This window comes from Bacillus sp. FSL L8-0152, from assembly GCF_038006365.1.
Classification (GTDB): domain Bacteria; phylum Bacillota; class Bacilli; order Bacillales; family Bacillaceae_G; genus Bacillus_A; species Bacillus_A cereus.
On the sequence record NZ_JBBOVB010000001.1, the window covers coordinates 795,155 to 820,918 of the forward strand.

Consider the following 25,764-nt stretch of genomic DNA (forward strand, 5'->3'; position numbering starts at 1 on the left):
TTTTTAAATATCAGGTGTTTCTGTAGAAGTGCTTATTTTCCTACGGGAGCGTCTTTTTCTCCCGATTTTATCTAATAGTTCATACATAACTGGAACGACTACTAATGTAAGAACAGTCGAGACTGCCAAACCGCCGATGACAACGACGGCTAAACTTTTTGATACCATACTTCCTGCTTGGGATTGGCCAAATAGGAGCGGGAGCATAGCAACGATTGTTGTAATAGCTGTCATAATAATTGGGCGTAGTCTAGTAGAACCTGCTTCAAGTAAGGCTTCTCTAGTTTCCATTCCGTGTTCCCGATTTTGTTGGACTCTTTCTATTAATACAATAGCGTTTGTAACGACAATCCCGATTAACATTAATGCGCCAATCAAGGAATTTACATCAACAGGTGTTCGTGAAATGATTAATCCTAAAATACCACCGACAGCAGCTAACGGTAAGGAGAATAGGATTGCAAAAGGAGCGCGTGCTTGCCCGAAGGTGATAACCATAATTAAATATACAATCCCGATTGCAATCCCCATAATTTTGAATAAATCTGTAAAATTCTCTTGCATAGATTCAGTAGCTCCTGCGATATTTACTTTTGAACCGCTAGGTAAATCTAAGTCAGTTATCGCTTTATTTACTGCTGTGTTTACTTTACTCAAATCTTCATTTGAAGCTTCGGCGGTAATTTGAATTGTTTCTTTTCCGTCTTTATGGAAAATTTCTGTTTGCGTTTGTTTTTCTGAAATAGCTGCGATGTCTTTTAAAGGAATTGGTCCATTAGTAGGTGATAGTATGTTTGTATTTAAAATATCTTCTTGTTTAGTAATGTTTTCCTTTTTATGTTCTATCATAATAGTAGTTTTTTCATTATTAATTGTAATTTCGCCAATAGGTGACTTCTTCATAAGGAATGCTACTTGTTGCGCAGCTATTTCTGGTGTTAAACCTAGTTGTTCAGCCTTTGTTTGATCAATATGAATTTGCCATTCTTTCTTAGAGTCTTCTAAATTCGTTTTTACTTTAGAAAGATCATCCATGCTTTTTAGTTTTGTTTCGACGATAGTAGCCGCCTCTTTTAAATCCGCTTCGTTAGTAGCTGTTACGTTAAATTGTAAGTTGTTGCCGCCGCCAGAGCTTGAATAACTTGTTTTTATATAATCAAGTTCAGCAGGCTCAAAAGTTTTATTTTCCTTTTTTAGCTCTTTAATATATTGATCAATATCAGAACCTTTTTTAAAGACTACAAATATACTAGCAAGGTTATTTTTAGTTGTTTGCCCCCATTGTGCATCTTCTGCGCTAGATCCCATTCGTAAAATAACGTCTGTTACATATGAATTAGAAAGTAATTTCTTTTCGAAATCGAATGCTTTTTGTTTTTGAGCTTCAGCATTATAATCGGCTGGAAATGTCATGTTAATAGATAACATTGTGTCATCCTCAGATTTTATGTTTGCTTTCGGTAGTAATATATAGACTGCAATCGATCCTGCAAATAATAAAAATGCAGTAAGTAGAATAATGAATTTATGAGAAAGAGACCACTTTAACGTAGCGACATATCGTGATGAAGAACTTGACTTTCGATGCTTTGTTTTTTTGAGTAGTAAAAAAGCCATAAGTGGAACGACTGTGAGTGCAACGATTAAGGATGATAGAATAGAATATACAACTGCTAATACCATAGGTAACATTAATTTTCCGATTGCTCCTGATACGAGGCCGATAGGTAAAAAAACAGCGACCGTTGTTAAAGTAGAAGAAGTAATTGCGACGGCGACTTCTTTCGTTGCATCAAGAATAATATTTTTAGAGAAAGAATCTTTTTGTAAACGGCGGAAAATATTCTCGATGACAACGATACTATCATCGACGAGACGTCCAACCGCAACAGCTAAACCACCAAGGGTTAAAATGTTAAGTGTGATGTTAGATTGATGTAGTAAAAAGAGTGTTAATAAAATAGATAATGGAATACTGACAACAGCGATGAGTGTTGTTCGGAAGTTACGTAAAAAGATTAAGATAATTAGAGTTGCAGCGATTGCTCCAAGTATTACTTCTTTTCCCATGCTAGTAACAGCATTTTCAACTTGTTCATGGGTTGAAGCCAAAAGTTTAATAGAAAATTGATCTTTATATTCCTTATCTATCTCTTTAACTTTTTTATCAATCTCTTTTCCAATGGCAACTGCATTTTTACTTGGTTCTTTCATGATGATTAATCCTGTGCCTTCTTCTCCGTTTATATGTGAGATTGTATCGTAGTGTTGTTTAATTTCAATTTGAGCAATGTCTTGCAATTTCACTTGGGGTGCCACAGTGATGTTTTTAATGTCATTTACATTTTTTATGTCCCCAATGACGCGGAGGTTGTATTCTTCCTGATTAACAGTAATTGCCCCAGCTGGAGTAGAAGTTTCTTTTCCTTGTAAAACAGTGAGTACCTGCTGTGATGTTACGTTTTTGTTTTTTAATTGGTTCGGATCAAGTACGATAGATAATTCAGAGGTGGATTTTCCGAAAAACATAACATTAGCAACACCATCAATGTTTTCGAGTTGTGGTACGATTTCTTTTTCAATTTGTTTTTCATCTGCTTTTGAAAACCCGTTTTGTTTCTGGATAGTAATTTGGGCGAGTGGAATCATAGAAGTGTTTAGTTGACTAACTACGGGCTTGGTTACATCTTTAGGTAATTTAATTGTATTGACGGCTTTTTCGACTTCGCGTGCTGCATCTTTCATGTTTGCTTTTGATGTATACGCAATGTCGATACGTGATAATCCCTCGTATGTAGAAGAAGTAATGGTGTCGATGTGTTCTAAATTGCGAAATTGTTTTTCGAGAGGATCAGTTACATCCTTTGTCATCGTTTCAGCGTCGAGTCCTTGAGATAAGGTTGTGACGGTAATTGCTGGATTGTCGATACTTGGTAAAAATTCCATAGGTAATTTAGAGCCGGAATAAACACCGAGTATGGAAATGAGAAAAATCATGATGATAATGGCAGCTCGGTTTTTTAATGAAAACTTTGTTAACCTATCCATAAAATAATTCCTCCATTGGTTTATTTATAGTTGAGTACATCCTTTCTTACTATATAACAAAAAATGGATATTTTTCATTAATTAAATGTAAAAAAATTCTAATAATATTCTTAAGTTTATATTTGCATTGGAATTGTTTAATGTGGATGGGATTTTTTCTTACGGCTAAGTTATATCGTTATTCTATAGAAGGATAATTATTATAAACTTTAATATAGAAGAGAATGAAAACTTGGGAAGGTATTGTGAAATGCAATTTGGTTGAATGAAGTGTAGTAGTATACAATCAGAATAACTATTTTTAGTAGGAAGGATAATAATTCTTTCTATAGAAGAAAGTAGGATAGATAATTTTTTTGTGTTTTTTATAAAAAAACACTTGTTATTTAAAAATCATGATGGTATATTAATAAACGTCGCTGATGCGGAAACGCAGAAAACGACAAAAAAGAAATTTATAAACTTAGTTGACATCGAAAAATGAAGATGTTAATATGATGAAGTCGCTTCTGAAGCGGCGGACAAGTTCTTTGAAAACTGAACGAAACAAACAACGTGAAACGTCAATTTTTATTTTTAGATGCTAGACAAACTAACTTTATTGGAGAGTTTGATCCTGGCTCAGGATGAACGCTGGCGGCGTGCCTAATACATGCAAGTCGAGCGAATGGATTGAGAGCTTGCTCTCAAGAAGTTAGCGGCGGACGGGTGAGTAACACGTGGGTAACCTGCCCATAAGACTGGGATAACTCCGGGAAACCGGGGCTAATACCGGATAACATTTTGAACTGCATGGTTCGAAATTGAAAGGCGGCTTCGGCTGTCACTTATGGATGGACCCGCGTCGCATTAGCTAGTTGGTGAGGTAACGGCTCACCAAGGCAACGATGCGTAGCCGACCTGAGAGGGTGATCGGCCACACTGGGACTGAGACACGGCCCAGACTCCTACGGGAGGCAGCAGTAGGGAATCTTCCGCAATGGACGAAAGTCTGACGGAGCAACGCCGCGTGAGTGATGAAGGCTTTCGGGTCGTAAAACTCTGTTGTTAGGGAAGAACAAGTGCTAGTTGAATAAGCTGGCACCTTGACGGTACCTAACCAGAAAGCCACGGCTAACTACGTGCCAGCAGCCGCGGTAATACGTAGGTGGCAAGCGTTATCCGGAATTATTGGGCGTAAAGCGCGCGCAGGTGGTTTCTTAAGTCTGATGTGAAAGCCCACGGCTCAACCGTGGAGGGTCATTGGAAACTGGGAGACTTGAGTGCAGAAGAGGAAAGTGGAATTCCATGTGTAGCGGTGAAATGCGTAGAGATATGGAGGAACACCAGTGGCGAAGGCGACTTTCTGGTCTGTAACTGACACTGAGGCGCGAAAGCGTGGGGAGCAAACAGGATTAGATACCCTGGTAGTCCACGCCGTAAACGATGAGTGCTAAGTGTTAGAGGGTTTCCGCCCTTTAGTGCTGAAGTTAACGCATTAAGCACTCCGCCTGGGGAGTACGGCCGCAAGGCTGAAACTCAAAGGAATTGACGGGGGCCCGCACAAGCGGTGGAGCATGTGGTTTAATTCGAAGCAACGCGAAGAACCTTACCAGGTCTTGACATCCTCTGAAAACCCTAGAGATAGGGCTTCTCCTTCGGGAGCAGAGTGACAGGTGGTGCATGGTTGTCGTCAGCTCGTGTCGTGAGATGTTGGGTTAAGTCCCGCAACGAGCGCAACCCTTGATCTTAGTTGCCATCATTAAGTTGGGCACTCTAAGGTGACTGCCGGTGACAAACCGGAGGAAGGTGGGGATGACGTCAAATCATCATGCCCCTTATGACCTGGGCTACACACGTGCTACAATGGACGGTACAAAGAGCTGCAAGACCGCGAGGTGGAGCTAATCTCATAAAACCGTTCTCAGTTCGGATTGTAGGCTGCAACTCGCCTACATGAAGCTGGAATCGCTAGTAATCGCGGATCAGCATGCCGCGGTGAATACGTTCCCGGGCCTTGTACACACCGCCCGTCACACCACGAGAGTTTGTAACACCCGAAGTCGGTGGGGTAACCTTTTTGGAGCCAGCCGCCTAAGGTGGGACAGATGATTGGGGTGAAGTCGTAACAAGGTAGCCGTATCGGAAGGTGCGGCTGGATCACCTCCTTTCTATGGAGAATTGATGAACGCTGTTCATCAATATAAGTTTCCGTGTTTCGTTTTGTTCAGTTTTGAGAGAACTATCTCTCATATATAAATGTATGTTCTTTGAAAACTAGATAACAGTGTAGCTCATATTTTTTAATTTTTAGTTTGGTTAAGTTAGAAAGGGCGCACGGTGGATGCCTTGACACTAGGAGTCGATGAAGGACGGGACTAACGCCGATATGCTTCGGGGAGCTGTAAGTAAGCTTTGATCCGAAGATTTCCGAATGGGGAAACCCACTATACGTAATGGTATGGTATCCTTACCTGAATACATAGGGTATGGAAGACAGACCCAGGGAACTGAAACATCTAAGTACCTGGAGGAAGAGAAAGCAAATGCGATTTCCTGAGTAGCGGCGAGCGAAACGGAACATAGCCCAAACCAAGAGGCTTGCCTCTTGGGGTTGTAGGACATTCTATACGGAGTTACAAAGGAACGAGGTAGACGAAGCGACCTGGAAAGGTCCGTCGTAGAGGGTAACAACCCCGTAGTCGAAACTTCGTTCTCTCTTGAATGTATCCTGAGTACGGCGGAACACGTGAAATTCCGTCGGAATCTGGGAGGACCATCTCCCAAGGCTAAATACTCCCTAGTGATCGATAGTGAACCAGTACCGTGAGGGAAAGGTGAAAAGCACCCCGGAAGGGGAGTGAAAGAGATCCTGAAACCGTGTGCCTACAAATAGTCAGAGCCCGTTAATGGGTGATGGCGTGCCTTTTGTAGAATGAACCGGCGAGTTACGATCCCGTGCGAGGTTAAGCTGAAGAGGCGGAGCCGCAGCGAAAGCGAGTCTGAATAGGGCGTTTAGTACGTGGTCGTAGACCCGAAACCAGGTGATCTACCCATGTCCAGGGTGAAGTTCAGGTAACACTGAATGGAGGCCCGAACCCACGCACGTTGAAAAGTGCGGGGATGAGGTGTGGGTAGCGGAGAAATTCCAATCGAACCTGGAGATAGCTGGTTCTCCCCGAAATAGCTTTAGGGCTAGCCTTAAGTGTAAGAGTCTTGGAGGTAGAGCACTGATTGAACTAGGGGTCCTCATCGGATTACCGAATTCAGTCAAACTCCGAATGCCAATGACTTATCCTTAGGAGTCAGACTGCGAGTGATAAGATCCGTAGTCAAGAGGGAAACAGCCCAGATCGCCAGCTAAGGTCCCAAAGTGTGTATTAAGTGGAAAAGGATGTGGAGTTGCTTAGACAACTAGGATGTTGGCTTAGAAGCAGCCACCATTTAAAGAGTGCGTAATAGCTCACTAGTCGAGTGACTCTGCGCCGAAAATGTACCGGGGCTAAATACACCACCGAAGCTGCGAATTGATACCAATGGTATCAGTGGTAGGGGAGCGTTCTAAGTGCAGTGAAGTCAGACCGGAAGGACTGGTGGAGCGCTTAGAAGTGAGAATGCCGGTATGAGTAGCGAAAGACGGGTGAGAATCCCGTCCACCGAATGCCTAAGGTTTCCTGAGGAAGGCTCGTCCGCTCAGGGTTAGTCAGGACCTAAGCCGAGGCCGACAGGCGTAGGCGATGGACAACAGGTTGATATTCCTGTACCACCTCTTTATCGTTTGAGCAATGGAGGGACGCAGAAGGATAGAAGAAGCGTGCGATTGGTTGTGCACGTCCAAGCAGTTAGGCTGATAAGTAGGCAAATCCGCTTATCGTGAAGGCTGAGCTGTGATGGGGAAGCTCCTTATGGAGCGAAGTCTTTGATTCCCCGCTGCCAAGAAAAGCTTCTAGCGAGATAAAAGGTGCCTGTACCGCAAACCGACACAGGTAGGCGAGGAGAGAATCCTAAGGTGTGCGAGAGAACTCTGGTTAAGGAACTCGGCAAAATGACCCCGTAACTTCGGGAGAAGGGGTGCTTTCTTAACGGAAAGCCGCAGTGAATAGGCCCAAGCGACTGTTTAGCAAAAACACAGCTCTCTGCGAAGCCGTAAGGCGAAGTATAGGGGGTGACACCTGCCCGGTGCTGGAAGGTTAAGGAGAGGGGTTAGCGTAAGCGAAGCTCTGAACTGAAGCCCCAGTAAACGGCGGCCGTAACTATAACGGTCCTAAGGTAGCGAAATTCCTTGTCGGGTAAGTTCCGACCCGCACGAAAGGTGTAACGATTTGGGCACTGTCTCAACCAGAGACTCGGTGAAATTATAGTACCTGTGAAGATGCAGGTTACCCGCGACAGGACGGAAAGACCCCGTGGAGCTTTACTGTAGCCTGATATTGAATTTTGGTACAGTTTGTACAGGATAGGCGGGAGCCATTGAAACCGGAGCGCTAGCTTCGGTGGAGGCGCTGGTGGGATACCGCCCTGACTGTATTGAAATTCTAACCTACGGGTCTTATCGACCCGGGAGACAGTGTCAGGTGGGCAGTTTGACTGGGGCGGTCGCCTCCTAAAGTGTAACGGAGGCGCCCAAAGGTTCCCTCAGAATGGTTGGAAATCATTCGTAGAGTGCAAAGGCATAAGGGAGCTTGACTGCGAGACCTACAAGTCGAGCAGGGACGAAAGTCGGGCTTAGTGATCCGGTGGTTCCGCATGGAAGGGCCATCGCTCAACGGATAAAAGCTACCCCGGGGATAACAGGCTTATCTCCCCCAAGAGTCCACATCGACGGGGAGGTTTGGCACCTCGATGTCGGCTCATCGCATCCTGGGGCTGTAGTCGGTCCCAAGGGTTGGGCTGTTCGCCCATTAAAGCGGTACGCGAGCTGGGTTCAGAACGTCGTGAGACAGTTCGGTCCCTATCCGTCGTGGGCGTAGGAAATTTGAGAGGAGCTGTCCTTAGTACGAGAGGACCGGGATGGACGCACCGCTGGTGTACCAGTTGTTCTGCCAAGGGCATAGCTGGGTAGCTATGTGCGGAAGGGATAAGTGCTGAAAGCATCTAAGCATGAAGCCCCCCTCAAGATGAGATTTCCCATAGCGTAAGCTAGTAAGATCCCTGAAAGATGATCAGGTTGATAGGTTCGAGGTGGAAGCATGGTGACATGTGGAGCTGACGAATACTAATAGATCGAGGACTTAACCATATAATATGAAGCAATGTTATCTAGTTTTGAAAGAATATAAAAAACTTGTTGACTTTTAAAAGTAAATGAGTTAAAATGATTCTTGTCTTAAATGAATATAGTCTGGTAATGATGGCAGAGAGGTCACACCCGTTCCCATACCGAACACGGAAGTTAAGCTCTCTAGCGCCGATGGTAGTTGGGACCTTGTCCCTGTGAGAGTAGGACGTTGCCAGGCAAAATGGAGGATTAGCTCAGCTGGGAGAGCACCTGCCTTACAAGCAGGGGGTCGGCGGTTCGATCCCGTCATCCTCCACCATATATGTCGGAGGGGTAGCGAAGTGGCTAAACGCGGCGGACTGTAAATCCGCTCCTTAGGGTTCGGCAGTTCGAATCTGCCCCCCTCCACCATTCTTAATTAATGGGCTATAGCCAAGCGGTAAGGCAACGGACTTTGACTCCGTCATGCGCTGGTTCGAATCCAGCTAGCCCAGCCATTAAGAGCCATTAGCTCAGTTGGTAGAGCATCTGACTTTTAATCAGAGGGTCGAAGGTTCGAATCCTTCATGGCTCACCATTTTTAATAAAACATGCGGGTGTGGCGGAATTGGCAGACGCACTAGACTTAGGATCTAGCGCCTTTGGCGTGGGGGTTCGACTCCCTTCACCCGCACTTTTAATAAAATAACTCATACATGTCTTGCGGAAGTAGTTCAGTGGTAGAATACAACCTTGCCAAGGTTGGGGTCGCGGGTTCGAATCCCGTCTTCCGCTCCAATTTTCAATATGACATGCCGGGGTGGCGGAACAGGCAGACGCACAGGACTTAAAATCCTGCGGTGGGTGACCACCGTGCGGGTTCGACCCCCGCCCTCGGCACCATATGCGCCCGTAGCTCAATTGGATAGAGCGTTTGACTACGGATCAAGAGGTTAGGGGTTCGACTCCTCTCGGGCGCGCTTTTATTAACGGGAAGTGGCTCAGCTTGGTAGAGCACCTGGTTTGGGACCAGGGGGTCGCAGGTTCAAATCCTGTCTTCCCGATATTCCAAAAAACATGGGGCCTTAGCTCAGCTGGGAGAGCGCCTGCCTTGCACGCAGGAGGTCAGCGGTTCGATCCCGCTAGGCTCCACTTTATTTAATATATGTCTCGGAGGTATACCCAAGTTCGGCTGAAGGGATCGGTCTTGAAAACCGACAGGCGGTGAGAATCGCGCGGGGGTTCGAATCCCTCTACCTCCTCCATTTTTAAAAATGGTTTAGACATATAATAATAAATATTTATTTTTTTCCTTCATGGAGGTATACCCAAGTTCGGCTGAAGGGATCGGTCTTGAAAACCGACAGGCGGCGAGAGTCGCGCGGGGGTTCGAATCCCTCTACCTCCTCCATTTTTTAATTTAATATTGTCGCGGGGTGGAGCAGCACGGTAGCTCGTCGGGCTCATAACCCGAAGGTCGCAGGTTCAAATCCTGTCCCCGCAACCAAATGGTCCCGTGGTGTAGTGGTTAACATGCCTGCCTGTCACGCAGGAGATCGCCGGTTCGACCCCGGTCGGGACCGCCATTTATGTTGGCTCGGTAGCTCAGTCGGTAGAGCAGAGGACTGAAAATCCTCGTGTCGGCGGTTCGATTCCGTCCCGAGCCACCATTTTTTTTATGCCGGCTTAGCTCAATTGGTAGAGCAACTGACTTGTAATCAGTAGGTTGGGGGTTCAAGTCCTCTAGCCGGCATCATTTAGGGGCATAGTTTAAAGGTAGAACTGAGGTCTCCAAAACCTCCAGTGTGGGTTCGATTCCTACTGCCCCTGTAAAGTATATGGGCCTATAGCTCAGCTGGTTAGAGCGCACGCCTGATAAGCGTGAGGTCGATGGTTCGAGTCCATTTAGGCCCACCATATATTATTCCGCAGTAGCTCAGTGGTAGAGCTATCGGCTGTTAACCGATCGGTCGTAGGTTCGAGTCCTACCTGCGGAGCCATGGCCCGTTGGTCAAGTGGTTAAGACACCGCCCTTTCACGGCGGTAACACGGGTTCGAATCCCGTACGGGTCATACAAAAAAGAGTCAGCATTATGCTGGCTCTTTTTTATTTTGTTGATCCTTTTTATCATGTTACTTTCCAGAAATAAATAAAGGAATTTTGGAAAAGCTATGGTATGTATAAAAAGGAGGAAATAAATAATGACACGAGTTAGAGACTTAATGAGTACCCATATTGTACATTGTACACCGCTAGACAATGTATATGAGGCAGCTGTAAAAATGAAGGAAGAATCGGTTGGGTTAATTCCTGTTGTTGAAAATGAGCAAGTTATTGGGCTTGTTACTGATCGAGATTTAGTTGTTCGAGGGATTGCTGAAAAACATCCTGGATCTAATAAAATTACAAATGTAATGACAACAAATATTATCTCAGTTTCTCCAAATGATTCTATTGAAAAAGCTACAGAGCTAATGGCACAGTATCAAATTAGACGGTTACCAGTAGTTGATAGTGGTCAGCTTATTGGCATGTTAGCACTAGGGGATTTAGCTATAAGGGAATCGGCAGATGATCAAGCTGGATTTGCCTTGAGCGAAATCTCAGAGCGTACAGAGTAAATTGAAACTTTAATTAACCGAGATTTTAATGGTCACTCATAAAGAGCTAAATTATATATAAAGTTCAGATGCATTATTCTAGTATATATGGATTAAACTAATATGTTAGCGTGATGTATCTGAGGCATTATATAATAAGTATATGGTTAATAATTTCCACAGTTTTTTTAAATTTGTTATTCTTCATTTTTAATAAGAGAAAAGATGATATACTGATAGATATAAGTATTATGAGAGATTTTGAATATAACAATATTAATTTTTAGTGGTACGATAATAAATTAATATTTCCTACATAGATGAAAAGGGAAGGGGAATTATATGAAGGCTGTACAGGGCGATCCAAATTGGAATTTGGTTACAGATACATATATAGAACCAAATAATTTTGCTGAATTATTTTCTTTGCTTGTACCTTGTCACCCAAAAGGTGAGGGGAAAGAACGAACTATATTAGTATGGAAAGAGAAAGAATTTTATAAAGAAGAAAATTTAGCGGCATTTATCGTATATGGCATGAATAAAGTAAAGAATTTACCGCAGTTTCATAAAGATGAAATTCCAACTTTAGTGCGTATTCTTCGCTTATGCCAAGAGATTGGTTGGTATGAAGAGGCAAATGCTTTTATGATAGCACAAGGATTAGCTGAGTTTGTTCATACTTCATTGGAATATGAAACATGGGATCTTTTGACGCAATCAGTTGCTTTAAACTATTTAATTATTAAATATCGTATAGGTGAATTGACAGATAGGGATATTGAAATTTGGGATAGAGTTAAATTTAATGAGAAATGTATAACCGATTGTAAACATTTATTATCTCATAAAGAAGTATTGGAATTTACATTCTTTTATATGTGCAAGAGAGCGAAATCATTATCAAAAGAGCAATTAAATAGTGATATGATGAGTTTAGCAATGTATTGTAATACTTTCGTATATGATTTATATACACATGATTTATTACGGAAATATCGTAAGTGTACAGATTTCCTATCATATTATGGACCTAGTCAGGCAGTTTTAGCATGTCAAAGAGCTGTATTATCTCAAATTTCCGATCGCTTAGACCCATTAAAGACAACACATGTAGATGATTATTTATATGTAATGAAAGAAATGATGGAGCATATGACGATAGGAGTAATGGATCGATACGGTCATTTTATTGGAAAGCTACTATCTTATGTGCCATTTTTCGAGATGATACAAGTTCCACAGCATGCATATTATTGTGAAGAATTACTGTATATTTGTAAGGGCATTGAATATAAAGAAGAAACACTACGCAATTATATATTTATACAATTACATGATTGTTTACCATCATTCTTTAGGCTATTTCTTAAAAATAAGCGTTACGCAACGATTCATGATATTCTTTTCTATTGGTGCGATGACGAACAACGAATGAGCTTAGAGAAAAAATATAATCTGAGCTTTATTTATGAAAAATATGCTTGTGGATAAACAATATTTTCGATATGAAAAATTAATATAAATTAAAAAGGATCTCCAGTTTATGTGAGATCCTTTTTTGTTAGTAAAACAAGGAGAAAGTGATTAAAACAAGAAACAACATTCCATATAGAAGAAGTTGTGCAGTATAACTTCCTTGTATACCAAAAAAAGTATTGGCTTTCTTATACAAATGCAATATGTATTTTATTGGAGTATCTTTGAAAGATTGGTACACAGTGTCTCCTCTTTCTAAGCTTCTTGTTCTTGTTTTTGTTTTTGGTTATAAGGGACATTAATATATCTAGCTACAAATAATAAAACAGCCATAAAGAATACTGGAAATACAGTAGATAAATAAAAGCCATTACTAATTATATTTGTTATGAGAGCACTCAAAAGAAATATAGCGTTATAAATATGGGCAATTTTTTGTTTTAGTTGCACTTGAAATGATTCCATCATAATTTCTAATGCAACAAAAGCAATAATAATAGATAAAAATACAATGTTTGTATTGTAAATGATTAAACAACAGATTAAACCTAAAAAGGCTGCGTATTCAATTATAAGAGGTATATTGCGTGGCATACAATTTACCTAACTAAATATGGCAGTGGATTTACTGCATTTGTTTTTTCAAAATTCCATTCTCCATTATGTAATTCAAAATGAAGATGTTGCCCGTATGAATGACCTGTGTTGCCCATATGACCTACTAATTGTCCAGCTTGTACTTGATCACCAGTTTGTACAGTGCGATCCTTCATATGAGCATAAACAGTTGTATATAATTTCCCATTGATTTGATGCGCAATGAACACAACATTGCCATAGCTAGCTGAATAATAAGATTTCACAACTTTACCTGCAGCAGCAGCTTGGATAGAGACGTTCCCTGGAGCAGCAATATCTATACCATAATGCATTTGTTCCCAGCGTATATCAAAGGTTGAGCTAATTCTTCCTTGAGCAGGGAATTTGAAAGCAGCTGGAATAGATGAAGGCTGATCTGTTTTAGCCTGTGGTTGATTTTGTACTACATAGTGTTTTGCTACATATCCGTATCCTGTGCCAAAACGAATTTTATACCAAGTTCCTACAGTTTCTACTACTTGTACTTGTGTACCGTTTTGTAATGAACCGAGTAGAGCGCTACTTGTACTAGTGTTGCTACGTACATTCAGATTAGGTGTTGCAACAGTATATTTTGTATTATTTTGAACGGTGATTCCTTTTACTAAGGGTTGTGAACCATTAGAGATGAATGCTTTTTGTACGTAACCCGTTTGGCCATTATGTGATATTTTATACCATTCGCCTTGATCTTCTTGAACAGTAATAAACTTGCCATTTGGTAATACATCTAAAATGGAAGATTCTAAATTAGGTTCAGAGCGAACGTTTAATGCATTAGCATTGACGATGTATTGATCATTAGATTGAAGTTTGTTTTTTAGTAAAATAGCATCTTTTTGTACATAACCTACTTTATTATGAACAGATACTTTATACCAACCATTAGTTGTTTCAAGGATGTTCACTTTTGTATTAAAGCGAATTGTATCAATTGATGTGCTTTTTACGTTATCTTCTGTATGTAATGCTACTTGATCGACTTTGACATACCCAGTTTTAACATTAGATAATTGTTCAGCGTTTGCTTTTTGTACATTTGTTTCACCCATAGAAGGAAGTAAAGAAGCAATCGCTACAGTAGTTGCTGTTAAAGCCGTAGCTTTCATATTCATGGAATAGAGACCTCCTCTAGTTGTATAGTTGTAATTTTATTATAGTATAAAGATATAATATAGTGGGTGTATTCACATAAATGTAATATGAAATCAATATAAAAATAAATTTTTTGAGGATAATGATTCCTTTTTATACAATTAATTTGGGTTTTATTTTCTAAAATAGAATGTATGTATTGTATAACTTCAATATTTTGTTGATAATTAAGAAAATTAAAACAGTTGATGATGTCTTATTAGGGTGTTATACTGACAGTGATAATTTTATAGTTTGCTAGGAGAGCTGGTGTTGCCAGCTGAGAGTAGGCCGTAAGCCTTTGATCCTTTTTATTACCTGATCTAGATTATGCTAGCGTAGGGAAGCAATTCGGACACTAACAATGAGTCCCCGTTTCTTTGCGTATAGAAACGGGGCTTTTTTATTTAAAAATTTCATATTGAAACCACTAGGGGTGCTTGATTTGCTGAGAGAGGAATAATCCTTAACCCTTATAACACCTGATCTAGGTAATACTAGCGAAGGGAAGTGGAACATCGAATAAATGTATAATTTTATTTGCTGTAACCACTTCTTATATATAGAAGTGGTTTTTTATTTAGATACATATATTGAAAGGGGATAGAGAAATGAAATTTTGCGATAGATTATTAGAAACTGTGCAACCGGTTTGGGAGATGAGTCATAATCATCCGTTTGTAGTGGGTATGGGAGATGGCACGTTAGAAAAAGATAAATTCCAGTATTATATTATTCAAGATTATTTATATCTGCTAGATTATGCAAAGTTATATGCGATTGGTGTTGTAAAAGCAACGAATCCACAAGTAATGGGAAAGTTCGCTGAACAAATTGATGGGATATTAAATGGCGAAATGACAATCCATAAACAATATGCAAAAAGACTTGGAATTTCTATAGAGGATATAGAGTCTGCGAAACCATCTGCTAAAAATTTAGCTTATACAAATTACATGATGTCTGTATCTCAAAATGGCACACTTGCAGAATTAATAGCAGCGCTTCTTCCATGTATGTGGAGCTACTGGGAAATTGGAAAGCGTTTAAATGATATTCCTGGAGCAAGAGATCATGAGTTTTTTGGTGAGTGGATTCAAGGATATAGTTCGGAAGAATACGGTAATCTTTGTATTTGGTTAATAGATTTATTAAATGAAATGGCAGTTGGAAAGTCTGAGAAAGAACTAGATAGATTAGAGGAGATTTTCTTATATTCCAGTCGATTTGAATATTTATTCTGGGATATGTCCTATCGTAAGGAGATGTGGGGATTTGAGGAGCAAGAACATACTACAGTTTCATAATGTTTCTTTTCATTACGATGAGAAACCAATCATCCATGAATTAAATGCTTCTATACATGAGAAAGAGTTTGTCAGTATTATCGGACCGAGTGGATGTGGGAAAAGTACTTTATTTCGCCTTATTACAGGCCTAGAGAAGGTAAGTATTGGAAAGATAGAACTGACAGAAACAAAGCACCATCCTGTAGGATATATGCCGCAAAAAGATATGCTTTTGCCGTGGAGAACAATTATTGAGAATGCTGCTCTGCCGCTAGAGTGCCAAGGTGTACAGAAGAAAGAAGCCCAAGTAAAGGCAAAGGAACTGTTATATAAATTTGGTTTACAAGGATATGAGACAAAACATCCGAAAGATTTATCTGGTGGTATGAGGCAACGCGTATCTTTTATCCGAACTTTGTTAACGGGCGGGGAGATATTGTTATTAGATGAACCGTTTAGCGCGTTAGATGCTTTAACGAAGGCCTCTTTGCAAGAATGGCTGTTTGAACAATGGCAAGAGTGGGAAAAAACAATTTTATTCATTACTCATGATGTTGAAGAAGCGTTATTTCTTTCGAACCGAGTTTTAGTAGTGGAACAGCAGCCGATAACGACTTTGACTGAGCGGATTGTACCACTTGATCATAACAGAACACGAAAAGATTTATATAAACCGGAAGTATTAGCGCTGAAAGATGAGCTTCTTAGTATGTTACAAAGGCAGGTACTTGTGTGATGAACCGATTGAAAGAATTAGTTCCTGCTATTACACTTTCTAGTATTTTACTAGCTGTGTGGGAAATAGGAGCAAGAATTGTAGATGAGATGTACATTTTACCGTCACCGTCTGCGATTGTAATGAAGATATGGAAACTAAAAGACATATTATTTACGGTTCATTTACCTGCAACGTTATACGTCGTTTTAATAGGTGTTGTTATTTCTATCGTATTAGGTGTAGGGCTAGCGATGTTAATGAATGCGAGTACATGGATGGAAAGAGCATTTTATCCATTATTAGTTGCTTCACAAACGATTCCGATTACTGCGCTTGCTCCGCTATTTGTTTTATGGTTTGGATACACAATTTGGAGTAAGGTTGTTGTCACAGTTTTAATTACGTTTTTCCCGATTGCGGTCAATACGTATGATGGACTGCGTAGTACAAAAAAAGAATGGGAGGAGCTCTTAGTTACATATGGAGCAACGAAAAGAGATATTTTTCTTAAATTAAAGTTGCCGTCTGCTCTTCCTTATTTTTTCTCAGCTTTAAAAATTGCAGTTCCGCTTAGTGTTATCGGAGCAGCAATTGGAGAATGGCTCGGTGCACAAGCTGGACTTGGATATTTCAGTAAGAGAATGATGACGCAGTTAGATGGAGCTGGCGTATTTGCACCCATTGTATTGTTATCATTATTAGCTATTTTCTTCGTCGTACTTATTTCCATATTAGAAAAGAAATTCATTAGTTGGAGGAAGCATTCATGAAATTTTTAAAGCGCATCTTTGTGTTTACATTATTAATTGCAATGATTACAGGATGTTCGAGTAATTCAGCATCAGAAAAAAGTAAAAAAGAGAAAGAAATAACAGTCATGTTAGATTGGTATCCAAATGCGGTACATAGCTTTATTTATGCAGCAATTGAAAAAGGATACTTTAAAGAAGAAGGTGTAAAGGTAAATATTAAATTTCCTTCTAATCCGACTGATCCATTAACATTGGCAGCAGCAGGGAAGGTGACAGTTGGCTTGTATTATCAGCCAGATGTTGTTATGGCAAGAGCAAATGAGCAAATTCCAGTGAAATCAATTGGGGCTGTCGTACGTTCACCATTAAATCATGTCGTATCGCTGAAATCAGCGGGTATTCAATCACCGAAAGATTTAGAAGGAAAAACAGTAGGATATTCTGGAACACCTTTAAGTGAGATGTATTTAAAAACGATGGTAAAAGAAGCTGGTGGTAATCCTGATACAGTGAAAGTAGTTGATGTTGGATTTGATTTAGTACCAGCCTTAATTACGAAAAAAGTGGATGCGGTAACAGGGGCATACATTAATCATGAAGTACCGGTTATGCGTCATGAAGGCCATGAACCAGCTTACTTTAATCCAGCTGATTACGGAGTACCGAACTATCATGAACTTGTGTTTGTAACAGGTGATAAAACGTTGAAAAAAGATAAAGAAGCGTTGCAAGCTTTCTTACGTGGTACGAAAAAAGGCTATGATTTCATGAAGAAAAACCCAGATGAAGCATTGAATATTTTATTAAATCATCAAGAAAAAGAAAACTTCCCACTTGTGCCAGAAGTTGAAAAGGAAAGTATGAAAATTTTATTAGAGAAGATGGAAACGAAAGATGAGCCATTTTTATCAGATTCAAAAGAATCTTGGGAGAAACAAAATAAATGGCTGAAGGACAAAGGAATGACGAAAGAAACCGTTCCAGCCGATGAACTATTCGAAAATATTTTAAAGTAGGCGAATGAATATGAAAAATGAGCTCCACGTAATCTCAAATGGCCATATGCCATTCGAAGAGCTAGTGAATGTAGCGATGCAAATTGAGAGTGAGATTGATTATTTGCATATTCGTGAGCGTGAGAAGAGTACGAAGGAGTTATATGAAGGTGTGGAAAGTCTTTTAATGGAAGGCTTTCCGGCTTCTAAAATTGTCATAAATGATCGAATTGATATTGCAATTTTATTAAATATTCCTCGTGTTCAACTAGGGTATCGAAGCACAGATATAAAGTCAGTGAAAGAAAAGTTTTCGTATTTGCATGTCGGTTATTCTGTGCATTCGCTAGATGAAGCGATAGTAGCATTTAAAAATGGAGCGGATTCACTCGTTTATGGTCATGTATTTCCGACAGATTGTAAAAAAGGTGTGCCAGCGAGAGGGCTTGAAGAAATTTCTGACATTGCAAGGTGTTTATCTATACCGATTACAGCAATTGGAGGAATTACTCCAGAAAACGCAGTGGATGTCCTTACTAACGGTGTAAGCGGTATAGCAGTTATGTCCGGAATTGTAAGTAGTAGTGACCCGTATAGCAAAGCGAAATCTTATAAGGAATCAATAAGAAAGTGGGCGGAAAAACATGTGTGAGAAGTATGATGTAGCGATTATTGGTGGTGGTGTAATTGGTAGTTCAGTTGCACATTTTCTAGCAGAAAGAGGACATAAAGTAGCGATTGTAGAGAAGCAAAGAATTGCATCGGAAGCTTCAAAAGCAGCTGCTGGTCTACTTGGTGTTCAGGCAGAATGGGATGCGTATGATCCGCTATTTGAACTTGCTAGAGAAAGCCGAGCTATATTTCCACAACTTGCAGCAGTTTTACGTGAAAAGACGGGTATTGATATTGGATATGAAGAAAAAGGAATTTATCGTATTGCTCAAAATGAAGATGAGAAGGAAAGAATTCTTCACATTATGGATTGGCAGCAAAAAACAGGTGAAGATTCCTATTTTCTAACGGGAGACCATGTGCGGGAAAAAGAGCCGTATCTATCCGAATCTATTATAGGAGCAGTATATTATCCGAAAGACGGTCATGTTATTGCACCAGAGCTTACGAAAGCATTCGCACATTCTGCGGCAATGTCAGGTGCTGATATATATGAACAGACAGAAGTGTTTGATATTCGTATTGAAAATAATAAAGTGACCGGAATTTTTACGAGCGAAGGTATTGTCACATGTGAGAAAGTCGTTATTGCAGGAGGTTCATGGAGCACGAAGTTACTCAGTTATTTTCACCGCGATTGGGGTACATATCCAGTTAAAGGAGAAGTGGTTGCGGTAAGAAGTAGAAAACAACTTTTAAAAGCACCTATTTTTCAAGAAAGATTTTACATTGCTCCAAAGCGCGGTGGACGTTACGTAATTGGGGCAACAATGAAGCCACATACGTTCAATAAAACTGTGCAGCCAGAAAGTATAACTTCTATATTGGAGCGTGCTTATACAATATTGCCAGCTTTAAAAGAAGCAGAATGGGAAAGCGCATGGGCAGGATTAAGACCACAATCGAATCATGAAGCTCCTTATATGGGAGAGCATGAAGAAATAAAAGGTTTATATGCTTGCACGGGCCATTATCGGAACGGTATTTTATTAAGTCCTATTTCTGGCCAATATATGGCTGATTTAATAGAAGGAGAGCAAGAGAATCATTTGCTAGATTCCTTGCTTTCTAGAAGAGTTTAGAGAGGGGATGGAAGTTTGAGATTAAAAATTAATGGTAACCAAATTGAAGTGCCAGCGAGTGTAAAAACAGTAGCTGAGCTACTTACACATTTAGAGCTAGATAACAGAATTGTTGTAGTAGAGCGTAATAAAGATATTTTACAAAAAGATGATCATACAGATACATCTGTTTTTGATGGAGATCAAATTGAGATTGTAACTTTCGTAGGAGGCGGTTGATTATGTTGAACATTGGACCATTTTCATTTCATTCTAGACTTTTATTAGGTACAGGTAAATTCCCTGATTTTGACGTACAGCAAAAGGCAATTGACGTTTCTGAAGCTGAAATTTTAACGTTTGCAGTACGTCGTATGGATATCTTTGATGCAAAGCAACCTAATTTATTAGAGAAACTTGATGTGAAAAAATATACGTTATTACCAAATACAGCAGGGGCAAAAAATGCTGAAGAGGCTGTTCGCATTGCAAAATTAGCAAAAGCGTCTGGGCTTTGTGACATGATAAAGGTAGAAGTTATTGGTGATGATAGAACGTTATTACCGGATCCGGTAGAAACGTTAAAGGCATCTGAAATGTTACTGGAAGAAGGATTTATCGTACTTCCGTACACATCTGATGATGTTGTATTAGCACGTAAATTACAAGAGCTTGGCGTGCATGCGATTATGCCAGGAGCATCTCCAATCGGATCAGGACTTGGTATTGTAAATCCATTAAATTTGGGCTTCATTATTGAACAAGCGACAGTACCAGTTATCGTTGATGCTGGTATTGGTAGCCCAGCTGATGCGGCATTTGCAATGGAATTAGGAGCAGATGGCGTGTTATTAAATACAGCTGTATCAGGAGCGAAAGATCCTATTAAAATGGCGCAGGCAATGAAACTAAGTATTGAAGCAGGCCGTTTAGGATTTGAAGCAGGTCGTATTGCACGTAAGCGCTGTGCAACTGCAAGTAGTCCTTTAGAAGGAATGAGCGTAGTTGAATAATCGATATTCTCGCCAAGAACTATTTTCTCCAATTGGAGCAGAAGGGCAGCAAAAGATAAGAGAAAAGCATGTACTTATTATCGGTGCAGGTGCATTAGGTAGTGCAAATGCAGAGATGTTTGTAAGAGCGGGTGTTGGCAAGATAACAATTGTTGACCGTGATTATGTAGATTGGAGTAATTTACAAAGACAACAATTGTATGCAGAGAGCGACGTAAAGAATAATCTCCCAAAAGCTATAGCGGCTAAAAAACGTTTAGAAGAGATTAATAGCGATGTAACAATAGAAGCTCTCGTTCAAGACGTAACAGCTGAAGAGCTAGAAGAACTTGTTACAAACGTTGATGTAATGATTGATGCGACTGATAATTTTGAAACACGCTTTATTGTGAATGATATAGCACAAAAATATTCTATTCCATGGATTTACGGTGCATGTGTAGGTAGTTACGGTCTTTCTTATACAATCATTCCTAGTAAAACACCATGTTTATCATGTTTATTGCAGTCGATTCCGCTTGGCGGGGCAACATGTGATACAGCGGGTATTATATCACCTGCTGTATCTCTTGTCGTTTCTCATCAAGTAACAGAAGCTCTTAAACTGTTAGTAGAAGATTACGAATCACTTCGAGATGGGCTTGTATCGTTTGATATGTGGAAGAATGAGTATTCATGTATGAATGTGCAAAAGCTTCGCCAGCATAATTGTTCTTCATGCGGAGAGAATGCATTATATCCGTATTTAAATAAAGAGAACACATCAAAAACAGCAGTTTTATGCGGGCGAAATACAGTTCAAATTAGACCACCTCATAAAGAAGAAATGAATTTTGAACAATATAAAGAGTTGCTGGAAGGTCGCGTGAATGATTTAAATGTAAATCCATATTTACTATCATTTTCTGTTGAAGACAAGAGGTTAGTCGCCTTTAAAGATGGCCGTGTGCTCGTACATGGAACGAAAGATATAAGCGAAGCAAAAACGATTTATCATCGCTATTTTGGATAGAAAAGGATGAGTGGGATGAAAGTGAATAAAGCTTTAACAATTGCAGGGTCTGATAGCGGCGGCGGTGCTGGAATTCAGGCAGATTTAAAAACATTCCAAGAGCTTGGTGTATACGGAATGACGGCTATTACGGCAATTACTGCTCAAAACACGCTTGGCGTTCAAGGGGTATATCCTGTTCCGTTAGAAGGTATTACAGAACAGCTGAATTCAATTGGTACGGATTTAACACCAGATGCAGTGAAACTAGGAATGTTATTTAGTAGTGAAATAATTCAAATTGTTGCAGAACAAATTGAAAAATTTGGCTGGAATAATATTGTGCTAGATCCCGTTATGATCGCAAAAGGCGGTGCATCATTATTACAGCAAGAAGCAGTTCATGCATTAAAAGAATATTTATTACCAGTAGCAACTGTTATAACACCGAATGTCCCAGAAGCAGAAGTGTTAACTGGGATGGAGATTCATAATGTTGAAGATAGTAAGGAAGCTGCAAAAGTATTGCACGAATTAGGTGCTAAATATGTGCTTATGAAGGGCGGACATGCAGAATATCAAGGTAATGAAGTAATTGATTTCCTCTTTGATGGAGAAAAATTTATTGAGTTTAGAAGCGAGCGAATTCCTTCAAAGCAAACGCACGGAAGTGGGTGTACATTTGCTTCAGCGGTTACAGCAGGACTTGCGAAAGGATACTCAATTGAAGATGCTGTTCAAGAAGCAAAACGATTTATTAGTATAGCAATTGAAGAGCCATTGAATATTGGTAGTGGTCATGGACCGACGAATCATTTTGCGTATAAAGTGAATAGAACGCGTGTATAGATAAGTGAAAAGCCAGTTTTATAACTGGCTTTTTTTCTGTTTACTTTTTCAAAATACAGGAGTAATATATCAGCCAGAATATATTTTTTTGTAAACGCTGAGTCCAATTATATGGAGCGGAGGAACCAATTTGTGCAGTGTCACTAGGGGTGAATCTTTCAAATTTGAAAGTAGGGCTACTCTCAAAGCCCGAATCCGACAGCTAACTTCGTAAGCGTCTTGAGAGAGGACGGTGCCATGATGGATACATCACTTCATCGATCTGATTAGTATAGGGGAATATCAATCTATGTTTGATTTCTTTTATACTAAGGAGGATGAGGTACATGGAACTAACACTTATTTGTGTTGGAGAAGAAAGTAAGGTAAATAGTTTAAGAGATCTAGTTGCATTTCAACATGAGTTAGTTATTTTTACAGCAAATGAAGAGGTAGCGGCTGAAGTTAGGAATTGTGGGTTTGATTGGACTTATAGTTGTAGTAAGGAGCAGGATTTTACTAGTATTTGTGAGTGTATTAAGAAGGTCATTTTACTAGGGGATGAGCTTCCAATCGTTAGTTTCTTCACAGAACACATTCGTTTTTTTTTTCAAGCACCTATTACTGTTGTTACAAGGAATAAACGATATCCAGCGAGGCTCTATGAAACAATTGGAGCTAAGTTTGTCGTGTTTACAAATTGTGATAATATTTCTTTTTTATTTTTTGAATAGGGCGGGGGAAGAAATGATGAAGGTACTATTACTTGGAGATATAGCAAATCGTTGGGCAGTATCGGTAGAGCGAGTTCAAGAATTGGTTCAGATTGATCCTCTTTTTCCCGGGCCATATATTATATTACCGTCAAAAGATGCTTTGTATTTAGAGATGGATATTACCGAGTATGAGCAGCTACATGCAGAATTGACACAAGTTTATATTCGTGGGAGAAATTTACGTGCATTTTTAAGAGGAGAATAAAGGTTGAATAAAAAAGAGCGAATGCTGAGTGCAACAGGCTATGCACTTCATGTCATTCGCTCTTTTTATTTCATATTTAAAAGGTCATTTTTAAGAAAAGAAAAGAGAAATAAAGAAAATAGATGAAATAATAGTAATAATCTTCAATGTAAGCGTTTAAATGAATGTAAATATTATTATTTTCAGCAATTTACCCCTTTACAAGTGAAATATAGAGGAGTATATTTACTCTCATAAATCATTCATAAAATTTCCAAAAAAACCTAAAATCGCTGAGTTCCAGAAATGGAGCGGGGGAACCAATTTTGTGCATCGTCACTTGGGGTGAATCTTTCAGTTTTGAAAGTAGGGCTACTCTTTAGGCCCGAATCCGACAGCTAACCTCGTAAGCGTTTAGAGAGGAGGTTTACTTTTTGTTGTTCATTTTTTGAACACTGAGTAGAGCTCAGTGTTCTTTTTTAATATTTTGATGGTAAATTTTTACAAAAAAGAAGAGAGGGATAGTTATGTTAGATGTTGTAATGGTCGGGATTTTTATTTTATTAGTTGCATCGATGGCAAGTCTTGCAAGTTGGTCAGATAAAGTTGTGAAAGAAGGAAAGCAATCATGATGATTGTCTTATCGGTTATTGTCGCAGCAATTACAGTGTATTTAGTGTATGCATTATTAAATCCAGAGAAGTTTTAATTAGGGGGAATCATTCATTATGATTTGGGTTGCAGTCATTATTACAATGCTCTTGTTTATTTTAGTAGCAAAGCCAACGGGGATTTATTTAGAAAAAGCTTTTCAAGGTAGCAAAACGTTAGATAAAGTATTCGGGCCTTTTGAAAAACTTATTTTTAAAATTACGGGTGTAAAAGCATACAATCAAACGTGGAAACAGTACGCATTATCATTAGTTTTATTAAATGGATTTATGATCGTTGTCGTATACTTCATTTTCAGATTACAAGGTGTGCTGCCACTAAATCCAGCGCATATTGAAGGGATGGAGCCTACGCTCGCTTTTAATACAGCAATTAGTTTTATGGCTGATACAAACTTACAGCATTATAGCGGTGAAAATGGTTTATCTTATTTATCACAATTAATCGGAATTACATTTTTAATGTTTGCGGCACCAGCAACGACATTAGTGCTCGTTATGGCTTTTATAAGAGGACTTGCTGGAAAAGAACTTGGTAACTTTTTCGTTGATTTTACGAGAGCGTTAACGAGAGTGTTTCTTCCTATCGCATTTATTACGGCACTAGTTTTTGTCGCACTTGGTGTACCACAAACGTTAGATGGGGCGGTTACAGCACAAACGATTGAAGGTGCAAAGCAAAGTATTTTACGTGGACCTGTTGCATCATTCGTTTCCATTAAGGAACTTGGAAATAACGGCGGTGGATTTTTCGGAGCAAACTCTACGCATCCTTTCGAAAATCCAGGACAAATGAGTAATATTTTGCAAATGATGCTTATGATGTTATTACCAACAGCACTTCCATTTACGTACGGACGAATGGTCGGAAATAAAAAACAAGGCCGCATCCTTTTCGTGTCACTTTTTATGGTGTTTTTACTAGGATTTATAACGATTACGACATCTGAACTAAACGGGAATCCGGCATTAAATGGAATGGGTATCGAACATGTACAAGGAAGTACAGAAGGGAAAGAAGTACGATTTGGAACAGTATTTTCTTCACTATACGCAACAGTAACGACAGCTGCTGAAACTGGTGCTGTTAATACAATGCATGATACGTTAACACCAATTGGCGGTCTAGTTCCACTTGTAAATATGATGTTAAATACAGTGTATGGCGGAGTTGGAGCAGGCTTTGTAAATATTATTATGTATGCAATTATCGCGGTGTTTATATCTGGGTTAATGGTTGGACGGACACCAGAGTTTTTAGGTAAAAAGATTGAAGGTAAGGAAATGAAATTAATCGCGGTCACGATTTTATTTCATCCATTGCTCATTTTAGGATTTTCGGCATTAGCTCTTTCAACAAATTTAGGGACGGATGCTATTTCTCATTCTGGTTTCCACGGTTTAACGCAAGTTGTATATGAGTATACATCGTCAGCTGCGAATAACGGATCTGGATTTGAAGGATTAGGAGATAATACACCGTTTTGGAATATTACGACTGGTTTAGTTATGTTTTTAGGACGCTACTTTAGTTTAATTACGATGCTAGCTGTGGCAGCTTCGCTGAAAGAAAAAACGGTAGTGCCAGAAACAGTCGGAACGTTCCGCACAGATAATAGTTTATTTGGTGGTATCTTCATCGGAACAATTGTAATTGTCGGTGCATTAACATTCTTCCCGATGTTAGTACTCGGACCAATTGCAGAATTTCTTACATTGAAGTAATGGAGGGTAAAT

At 39.6% G+C, this 25,764-nt stretch carries 21 protein-coding genes, 20 tRNA genes, 3 rRNA genes and 4 riboswitches; of the genes, 41 read left to right on the plus strand and 3 right to left on the minus strand.

The features are described 5' to 3' along the window. Positions 1 to 3: 3 nt before the first annotated feature. Positions 4 to 3,048 carry an efflux RND transporter permease subunit gene (locus tag MHH27_RS04045; protein WP_098251438.1) on the minus strand — a complete coding sequence of 1,015 codons (3,045 nt, stop codon included), beginning with the start codon at positions 3,046 to 3,048 and terminating at the stop codon, positions 4 to 6. A 598-nt stretch (positions 3,049 to 3,646) separates the two neighbouring features. On the opposite strand from MHH27_RS04045, the gene MHH27_RS04050 reads away from it, so the two are divergent. The 25 genes from MHH27_RS04050 (at position 3,647) to MHH27_RS04170 (ending at position 12,319) form a co-directional block, all read left to right on the plus strand. Then, positions 3,647 to 5,198, plus strand: a 16S ribosomal RNA gene (locus MHH27_RS04050). Positions 5,199 to 5,344: 146 nt separating this feature from the next. Further along, positions 5,345 to 8,266 (plus strand): 23S ribosomal RNA (locus MHH27_RS04055). Positions 8,267 to 8,367: 101 nt separating this feature from the next. Then, positions 8,368 to 8,483: ribosomal RNA gene (gene rrf, locus MHH27_RS04060) — 5S ribosomal RNA — on the plus strand. Together the 16S, 23S and 5S rRNA genes with 20 tRNA genes alongside form the textbook arrangement of a ribosomal RNA operon. A gap of 5 nt (positions 8,484 to 8,488) precedes the next feature. Further along, positions 8,489 to 8,564, plus strand: a tRNA-Val gene (locus MHH27_RS04065). A gap of 8 nt (positions 8,565 to 8,572) precedes the next feature. Continuing rightward, positions 8,573 to 8,656 (plus strand) — tRNA-Tyr (locus MHH27_RS04070). Positions 8,657 to 8,667: 11 nt separating this feature from the next. Beyond that, positions 8,668 to 8,742: transfer RNA gene (locus tag MHH27_RS04075), tRNA-Gln, on the plus strand. Between the two features lie 4 nt (positions 8,743 to 8,746). After that, positions 8,747 to 8,822, plus strand: a tRNA-Lys gene (locus tag MHH27_RS04080). A gap of 15 nt (positions 8,823 to 8,837) precedes the next feature. After that, positions 8,838 to 8,918 (plus strand) — tRNA-Leu (locus MHH27_RS04085). 29 nt (positions 8,919 to 8,947) lie between these two features. Then, positions 8,948 to 9,022, plus strand: a tRNA-Gly gene (locus MHH27_RS04090). 16 nt (positions 9,023 to 9,038) lie between these two features. Beyond that, positions 9,039 to 9,127 (plus strand) — tRNA-Leu (locus MHH27_RS04095). A gap of 3 nt (positions 9,128 to 9,130) precedes the next feature. Beyond that, positions 9,131 to 9,204 (plus strand) — tRNA-Arg (locus tag MHH27_RS04100). Between the two features lie 10 nt (positions 9,205 to 9,214). Beyond that, positions 9,215 to 9,288 (plus strand) — tRNA-Pro (locus MHH27_RS04105). Positions 9,289 to 9,303: 15 nt separating this feature from the next. Further along, a tRNA-Ala gene (locus MHH27_RS04110) sits at positions 9,304 to 9,376 on the plus strand. A 20-nt stretch (positions 9,377 to 9,396) separates the two neighbouring features. After that, positions 9,397 to 9,489: transfer RNA gene (locus tag MHH27_RS04115), tRNA-Ser, on the plus strand. Between the two features lie 53 nt (positions 9,490 to 9,542). Next, a tRNA-Ser gene (locus MHH27_RS04120) sits at positions 9,543 to 9,635 on the plus strand. 19 nt (positions 9,636 to 9,654) lie between these two features. Beyond that, a tRNA-Met gene (locus MHH27_RS04125) sits at positions 9,655 to 9,731 on the plus strand. 3 nt (positions 9,732 to 9,734) lie between these two features. After that, positions 9,735 to 9,810 (plus strand) — tRNA-Asp (locus tag MHH27_RS04130). An 8-nt stretch (positions 9,811 to 9,818) separates the two neighbouring features. Continuing rightward, a tRNA-Phe gene (locus tag MHH27_RS04135) sits at positions 9,819 to 9,894 on the plus strand. 10 nt (positions 9,895 to 9,904) lie between these two features. Continuing rightward, positions 9,905 to 9,977: transfer RNA gene (locus tag MHH27_RS04140), tRNA-Thr, on the plus strand. 6 nt (positions 9,978 to 9,983) lie between these two features. Then, positions 9,984 to 10,054 (plus strand) — tRNA-Trp (locus tag MHH27_RS04145). Positions 10,055 to 10,064: 10 nt separating this feature from the next. After that, positions 10,065 to 10,141, plus strand: a tRNA-Ile gene (locus MHH27_RS04150). An 8-nt stretch (positions 10,142 to 10,149) separates the two neighbouring features. Then, positions 10,150 to 10,224: transfer RNA gene (locus MHH27_RS04155), tRNA-Asn, on the plus strand. A gap of 1 nt (position 10,225) precedes the next feature. Further along, a tRNA-Glu gene (locus MHH27_RS04160) sits at positions 10,226 to 10,297 on the plus strand. Positions 10,298 to 10,426: 129 nt separating this feature from the next. Continuing rightward, positions 10,427 to 10,846: a CBS domain-containing protein gene (locus MHH27_RS04165; RefSeq protein WP_016513712.1), complete on the plus strand. Its 420-nt coding sequence runs from the start codon at positions 10,427 to 10,429 to the stop codon at positions 10,844 to 10,846. Between the two features lie 321 nt (positions 10,847 to 11,167). Then, on the plus strand, positions 11,168 to 12,319 hold the full coding sequence (locus MHH27_RS04170; protein WP_000648915.1) for a DUF3965 domain-containing protein: 1,152 nt from the start codon (positions 11,168 to 11,170) through the stop codon (positions 12,317 to 12,319). Positions 12,320 to 12,559: 240 nt separating this feature from the next. Here the strand turns inward: MHH27_RS04170 and MHH27_RS04175 are convergent, their stop codons facing one another. Further along, entirely contained in the window at positions 12,560 to 12,898 is a 339-nt protein-coding gene (locus tag MHH27_RS04175; RefSeq protein ID WP_001137818.1) for a hypothetical protein, read from the minus strand. Between the two features lie 5 nt (positions 12,899 to 12,903). Further along, complete coding sequence (locus tag MHH27_RS04180; RefSeq protein WP_001056045.1) at positions 12,904 to 14,058, minus strand: SH3 domain-containing protein; 1,155 nt, start codon at positions 14,056 to 14,058, stop codon at positions 12,904 to 12,906. A gap of 269 nt (positions 14,059 to 14,327) precedes the next feature. Next, positions 14,328 to 14,439, plus strand: a riboswitch (TPP riboswitch). Positions 14,440 to 14,499: 60 nt separating this feature from the next. Next, positions 14,500 to 14,603, plus strand: a riboswitch (TPP riboswitch). Positions 14,604 to 14,688: 85 nt separating this feature from the next. On the opposite strand from MHH27_RS04180, the gene tenA reads away from it, so the two are divergent. The 16 genes from tenA to kdpA all read left to right on the plus strand — a co-directional run bounded on the left by tenA (position 14,689) and on the right by kdpA (position 25,752). After that, a complete protein-coding gene (tenA, locus tag MHH27_RS04185) occupies positions 14,689 to 15,384 on the plus strand; it encodes a thiaminase II (RefSeq protein WP_000666820.1) in 696 nt (231 codons plus the stop codon). Then, a complete protein-coding gene (locus tag MHH27_RS04190) occupies positions 15,353 to 16,102 on the plus strand; it encodes an ABC transporter ATP-binding protein (RefSeq protein WP_001256788.1) in 750 nt (249 codons plus the stop codon). The genes tenA and MHH27_RS04190 overlap by 32 nt, the downstream gene beginning before the upstream one ends. Continuing rightward, positions 16,102 to 16,854 carry an ABC transporter permease gene (locus tag MHH27_RS04195; protein WP_001080857.1) on the plus strand — a complete coding sequence of 251 codons (753 nt, stop codon included), beginning with the start codon at positions 16,102 to 16,104 and terminating at the stop codon, positions 16,852 to 16,854. The genes MHH27_RS04190 and MHH27_RS04195 overlap by 1 nt, the downstream gene beginning before the upstream one ends. Then, on the plus strand, positions 16,851 to 17,852 hold the full coding sequence (locus MHH27_RS04200; protein ID WP_000670422.1) for an ABC transporter substrate-binding protein: 1,002 nt from the start codon (positions 16,851 to 16,853) through the stop codon (positions 17,850 to 17,852). The genes MHH27_RS04195 and MHH27_RS04200 overlap by 4 nt, the downstream gene beginning before the upstream one ends. 10 nt (positions 17,853 to 17,862) lie before the next feature. Then, the gene (gene tenI, locus MHH27_RS04205; RefSeq protein ID WP_098251183.1) at positions 17,863 to 18,483 is read left to right on the plus strand and encodes a thiazole tautomerase TenI; all 621 of its coding nucleotides are present in this window, start codon (positions 17,863 to 17,865) and stop codon (positions 18,481 to 18,483) included. Then, entirely contained in the window at positions 18,476 to 19,585 is a 1,110-nt protein-coding gene (gene thiO, locus MHH27_RS04210) for a glycine oxidase ThiO (RefSeq protein ID WP_090978433.1), read from the plus strand. Before tenI ends, thiO begins: the two co-directional genes overlap by 8 nt. A gap of 15 nt (positions 19,586 to 19,600) precedes the next feature. Next, positions 19,601 to 19,804, plus strand: a complete 204-nt coding sequence (thiS, locus tag MHH27_RS04215; protein ID WP_088022297.1) for a sulfur carrier protein ThiS — start codon at positions 19,601 to 19,603, stop codon at positions 19,802 to 19,804. A 2-nt stretch (positions 19,805 to 19,806) separates the two neighbouring features. After that, a complete protein-coding gene (gene thiG, locus MHH27_RS04220; protein ID WP_000931980.1) occupies positions 19,807 to 20,577 on the plus strand; it encodes a thiazole synthase in 771 nt (256 codons plus the stop codon). After that, positions 20,570 to 21,589 (plus strand): thiazole biosynthesis adenylyltransferase ThiF, encoded by a 1,020-nt coding sequence (gene thiF, locus MHH27_RS04225; protein ID WP_098251182.1) that lies wholly within the window; start codon positions 20,570 to 20,572, stop codon positions 21,587 to 21,589. Before thiG ends, thiF begins: the two co-directional genes overlap by 8 nt. Before the next feature lie 15 nt (positions 21,590 to 21,604). After that, positions 21,605 to 22,417, plus strand: a complete 813-nt coding sequence (gene thiD / locus MHH27_RS04230) for a bifunctional hydroxymethylpyrimidine kinase/phosphomethylpyrimidine kinase (RefSeq protein ID WP_098251181.1) — start codon at positions 21,605 to 21,607, stop codon at positions 22,415 to 22,417. 85 nt (positions 22,418 to 22,502) lie between these two features. Next, positions 22,503 to 22,650: riboswitch (cyclic di-AMP (ydaO/yuaA leader) on the plus strand. 93 nt (positions 22,651 to 22,743) lie between these two features. Beyond that, complete coding sequence (locus MHH27_RS04235; RefSeq protein WP_139213332.1) at positions 22,744 to 23,130, plus strand: hypothetical protein; 387 nt, start codon at positions 22,744 to 22,746, stop codon at positions 23,128 to 23,130. A gap of 13 nt (positions 23,131 to 23,143) precedes the next feature. Continuing rightward, positions 23,144 to 23,377, plus strand: a complete 234-nt coding sequence (locus MHH27_RS04240) for a hypothetical protein (RefSeq protein WP_002025339.1) — start codon at positions 23,144 to 23,146, stop codon at positions 23,375 to 23,377. Between the two features lie 3 nt (positions 23,378 to 23,380). Continuing rightward, positions 23,381 to 23,503: a hypothetical protein gene (locus tag MHH27_RS04245; RefSeq protein WP_001034419.1), complete on the plus strand. Its 123-nt coding sequence runs from the start codon at positions 23,381 to 23,383 to the stop codon at positions 23,501 to 23,503. 134 nt (positions 23,504 to 23,637) lie between these two features. Beyond that, positions 23,638 to 23,783: riboswitch (cyclic di-AMP (ydaO/yuaA leader) on the plus strand. A gap of 100 nt (positions 23,784 to 23,883) precedes the next feature. Then, positions 23,884 to 23,988, plus strand: coding sequence for a SipW-dependent-type signal peptide-containing protein (locus MHH27_RS04250; RefSeq protein ID WP_000887894.1), 105 nt, complete (start codon positions 23,884 to 23,886; stop codon positions 23,986 to 23,988). Further along, entirely contained in the window at positions 23,988 to 24,065 is a 78-nt protein-coding gene (gene kdpF, locus MHH27_RS04255; protein ID WP_223153441.1) for a K(+)-transporting ATPase subunit F, read from the plus strand. Before MHH27_RS04250 ends, kdpF begins: the two co-directional genes overlap by 1 nt. A 19-nt stretch (positions 24,066 to 24,084) precedes the next feature. Further along, positions 24,085 to 25,752 carry a potassium-transporting ATPase subunit KdpA gene (kdpA, locus tag MHH27_RS04260; RefSeq protein ID WP_340941709.1) on the plus strand — a complete coding sequence of 556 codons (1,668 nt, stop codon included), beginning with the start codon at positions 24,085 to 24,087 and terminating at the stop codon, positions 25,750 to 25,752. Positions 25,753 to 25,764: the final 12 nt, after the last annotated feature.

Bases quoted from the DNA above. Each gene is read 5' to 3' on its own strand.
- MHH27_RS04045 (WP_098251438.1), bottom strand. From the start codon at position 3,048: ATGGATAGGTTAACAAAGTTTTCATTAAAAAACCGAGCTGCCATTATC.
- MHH27_RS04165 (WP_016513712.1), top strand. From the start codon at position 10,427: ATGACACGAGTTAGAGACTTAATGAGTACCCATATTGTACATTGTACA.
- MHH27_RS04170 (WP_000648915.1), top strand. From the start codon at position 11,168: ATGAAGGCTGTACAGGGCGATCCAAATTGGAATTTGGTTACAGATACA.
- MHH27_RS04175 (WP_001137818.1), bottom strand. From the start codon at position 12,898: ATGCCACGCAATATACCTCTTATAATTGAATACGCAGCCTTTTTAGGT.
- MHH27_RS04180 (WP_001056045.1), bottom strand. From the start codon at position 14,058: ATGAATATGAAAGCTACGGCTTTAACAGCAACTACTGTAGCGATTGCT.
- tenA (WP_000666820.1), top strand. From the start codon at position 14,689: ATGAAATTTTGCGATAGATTATTAGAAACTGTGCAACCGGTTTGGGAG.
- MHH27_RS04195 (WP_001080857.1), top strand. From the start codon at position 16,102: ATGAACCGATTGAAAGAATTAGTTCCTGCTATTACACTTTCTAGTATT.
- MHH27_RS04200 (WP_000670422.1), top strand. From the start codon at position 16,851: ATGAAATTTTTAAAGCGCATCTTTGTGTTTACATTATTAATTGCAATG.
- tenI (WP_098251183.1), top strand. From the start codon at position 17,863: ATGAAAAATGAGCTCCACGTAATCTCAAATGGCCATATGCCATTCGAA.
- thiO (WP_090978433.1), top strand. From the start codon at position 18,476: ATGTGTGAGAAGTATGATGTAGCGATTATTGGTGGTGGTGTAATTGGT.
- thiG (WP_000931980.1), top strand. From the start codon at position 19,807: ATGTTGAACATTGGACCATTTTCATTTCATTCTAGACTTTTATTAGGT.
- thiD (WP_098251181.1), top strand. From the start codon at position 21,605: ATGAAAGTGAATAAAGCTTTAACAATTGCAGGGTCTGATAGCGGCGGC.
- MHH27_RS04235 (WP_139213332.1), top strand. From the start codon at position 22,744: ATGGAACTAACACTTATTTGTGTTGGAGAAGAAAGTAAGGTAAATAGT.
- MHH27_RS04240 (WP_002025339.1), top strand. From the start codon at position 23,144: ATGATGAAGGTACTATTACTTGGAGATATAGCAAATCGTTGGGCAGTA.
- MHH27_RS04250 (WP_000887894.1), top strand. From the start codon at position 23,884: ATGTTAGATGTTGTAATGGTCGGGATTTTTATTTTATTAGTTGCATCG.
- kdpF (WP_223153441.1), top strand. From the start codon at position 23,988: ATGATTGTCTTATCGGTTATTGTCGCAGCAATTACAGTGTATTTAGTG.
- kdpA (WP_340941709.1), top strand. From the start codon at position 24,085: ATGATTTGGGTTGCAGTCATTATTACAATGCTCTTGTTTATTTTAGTA.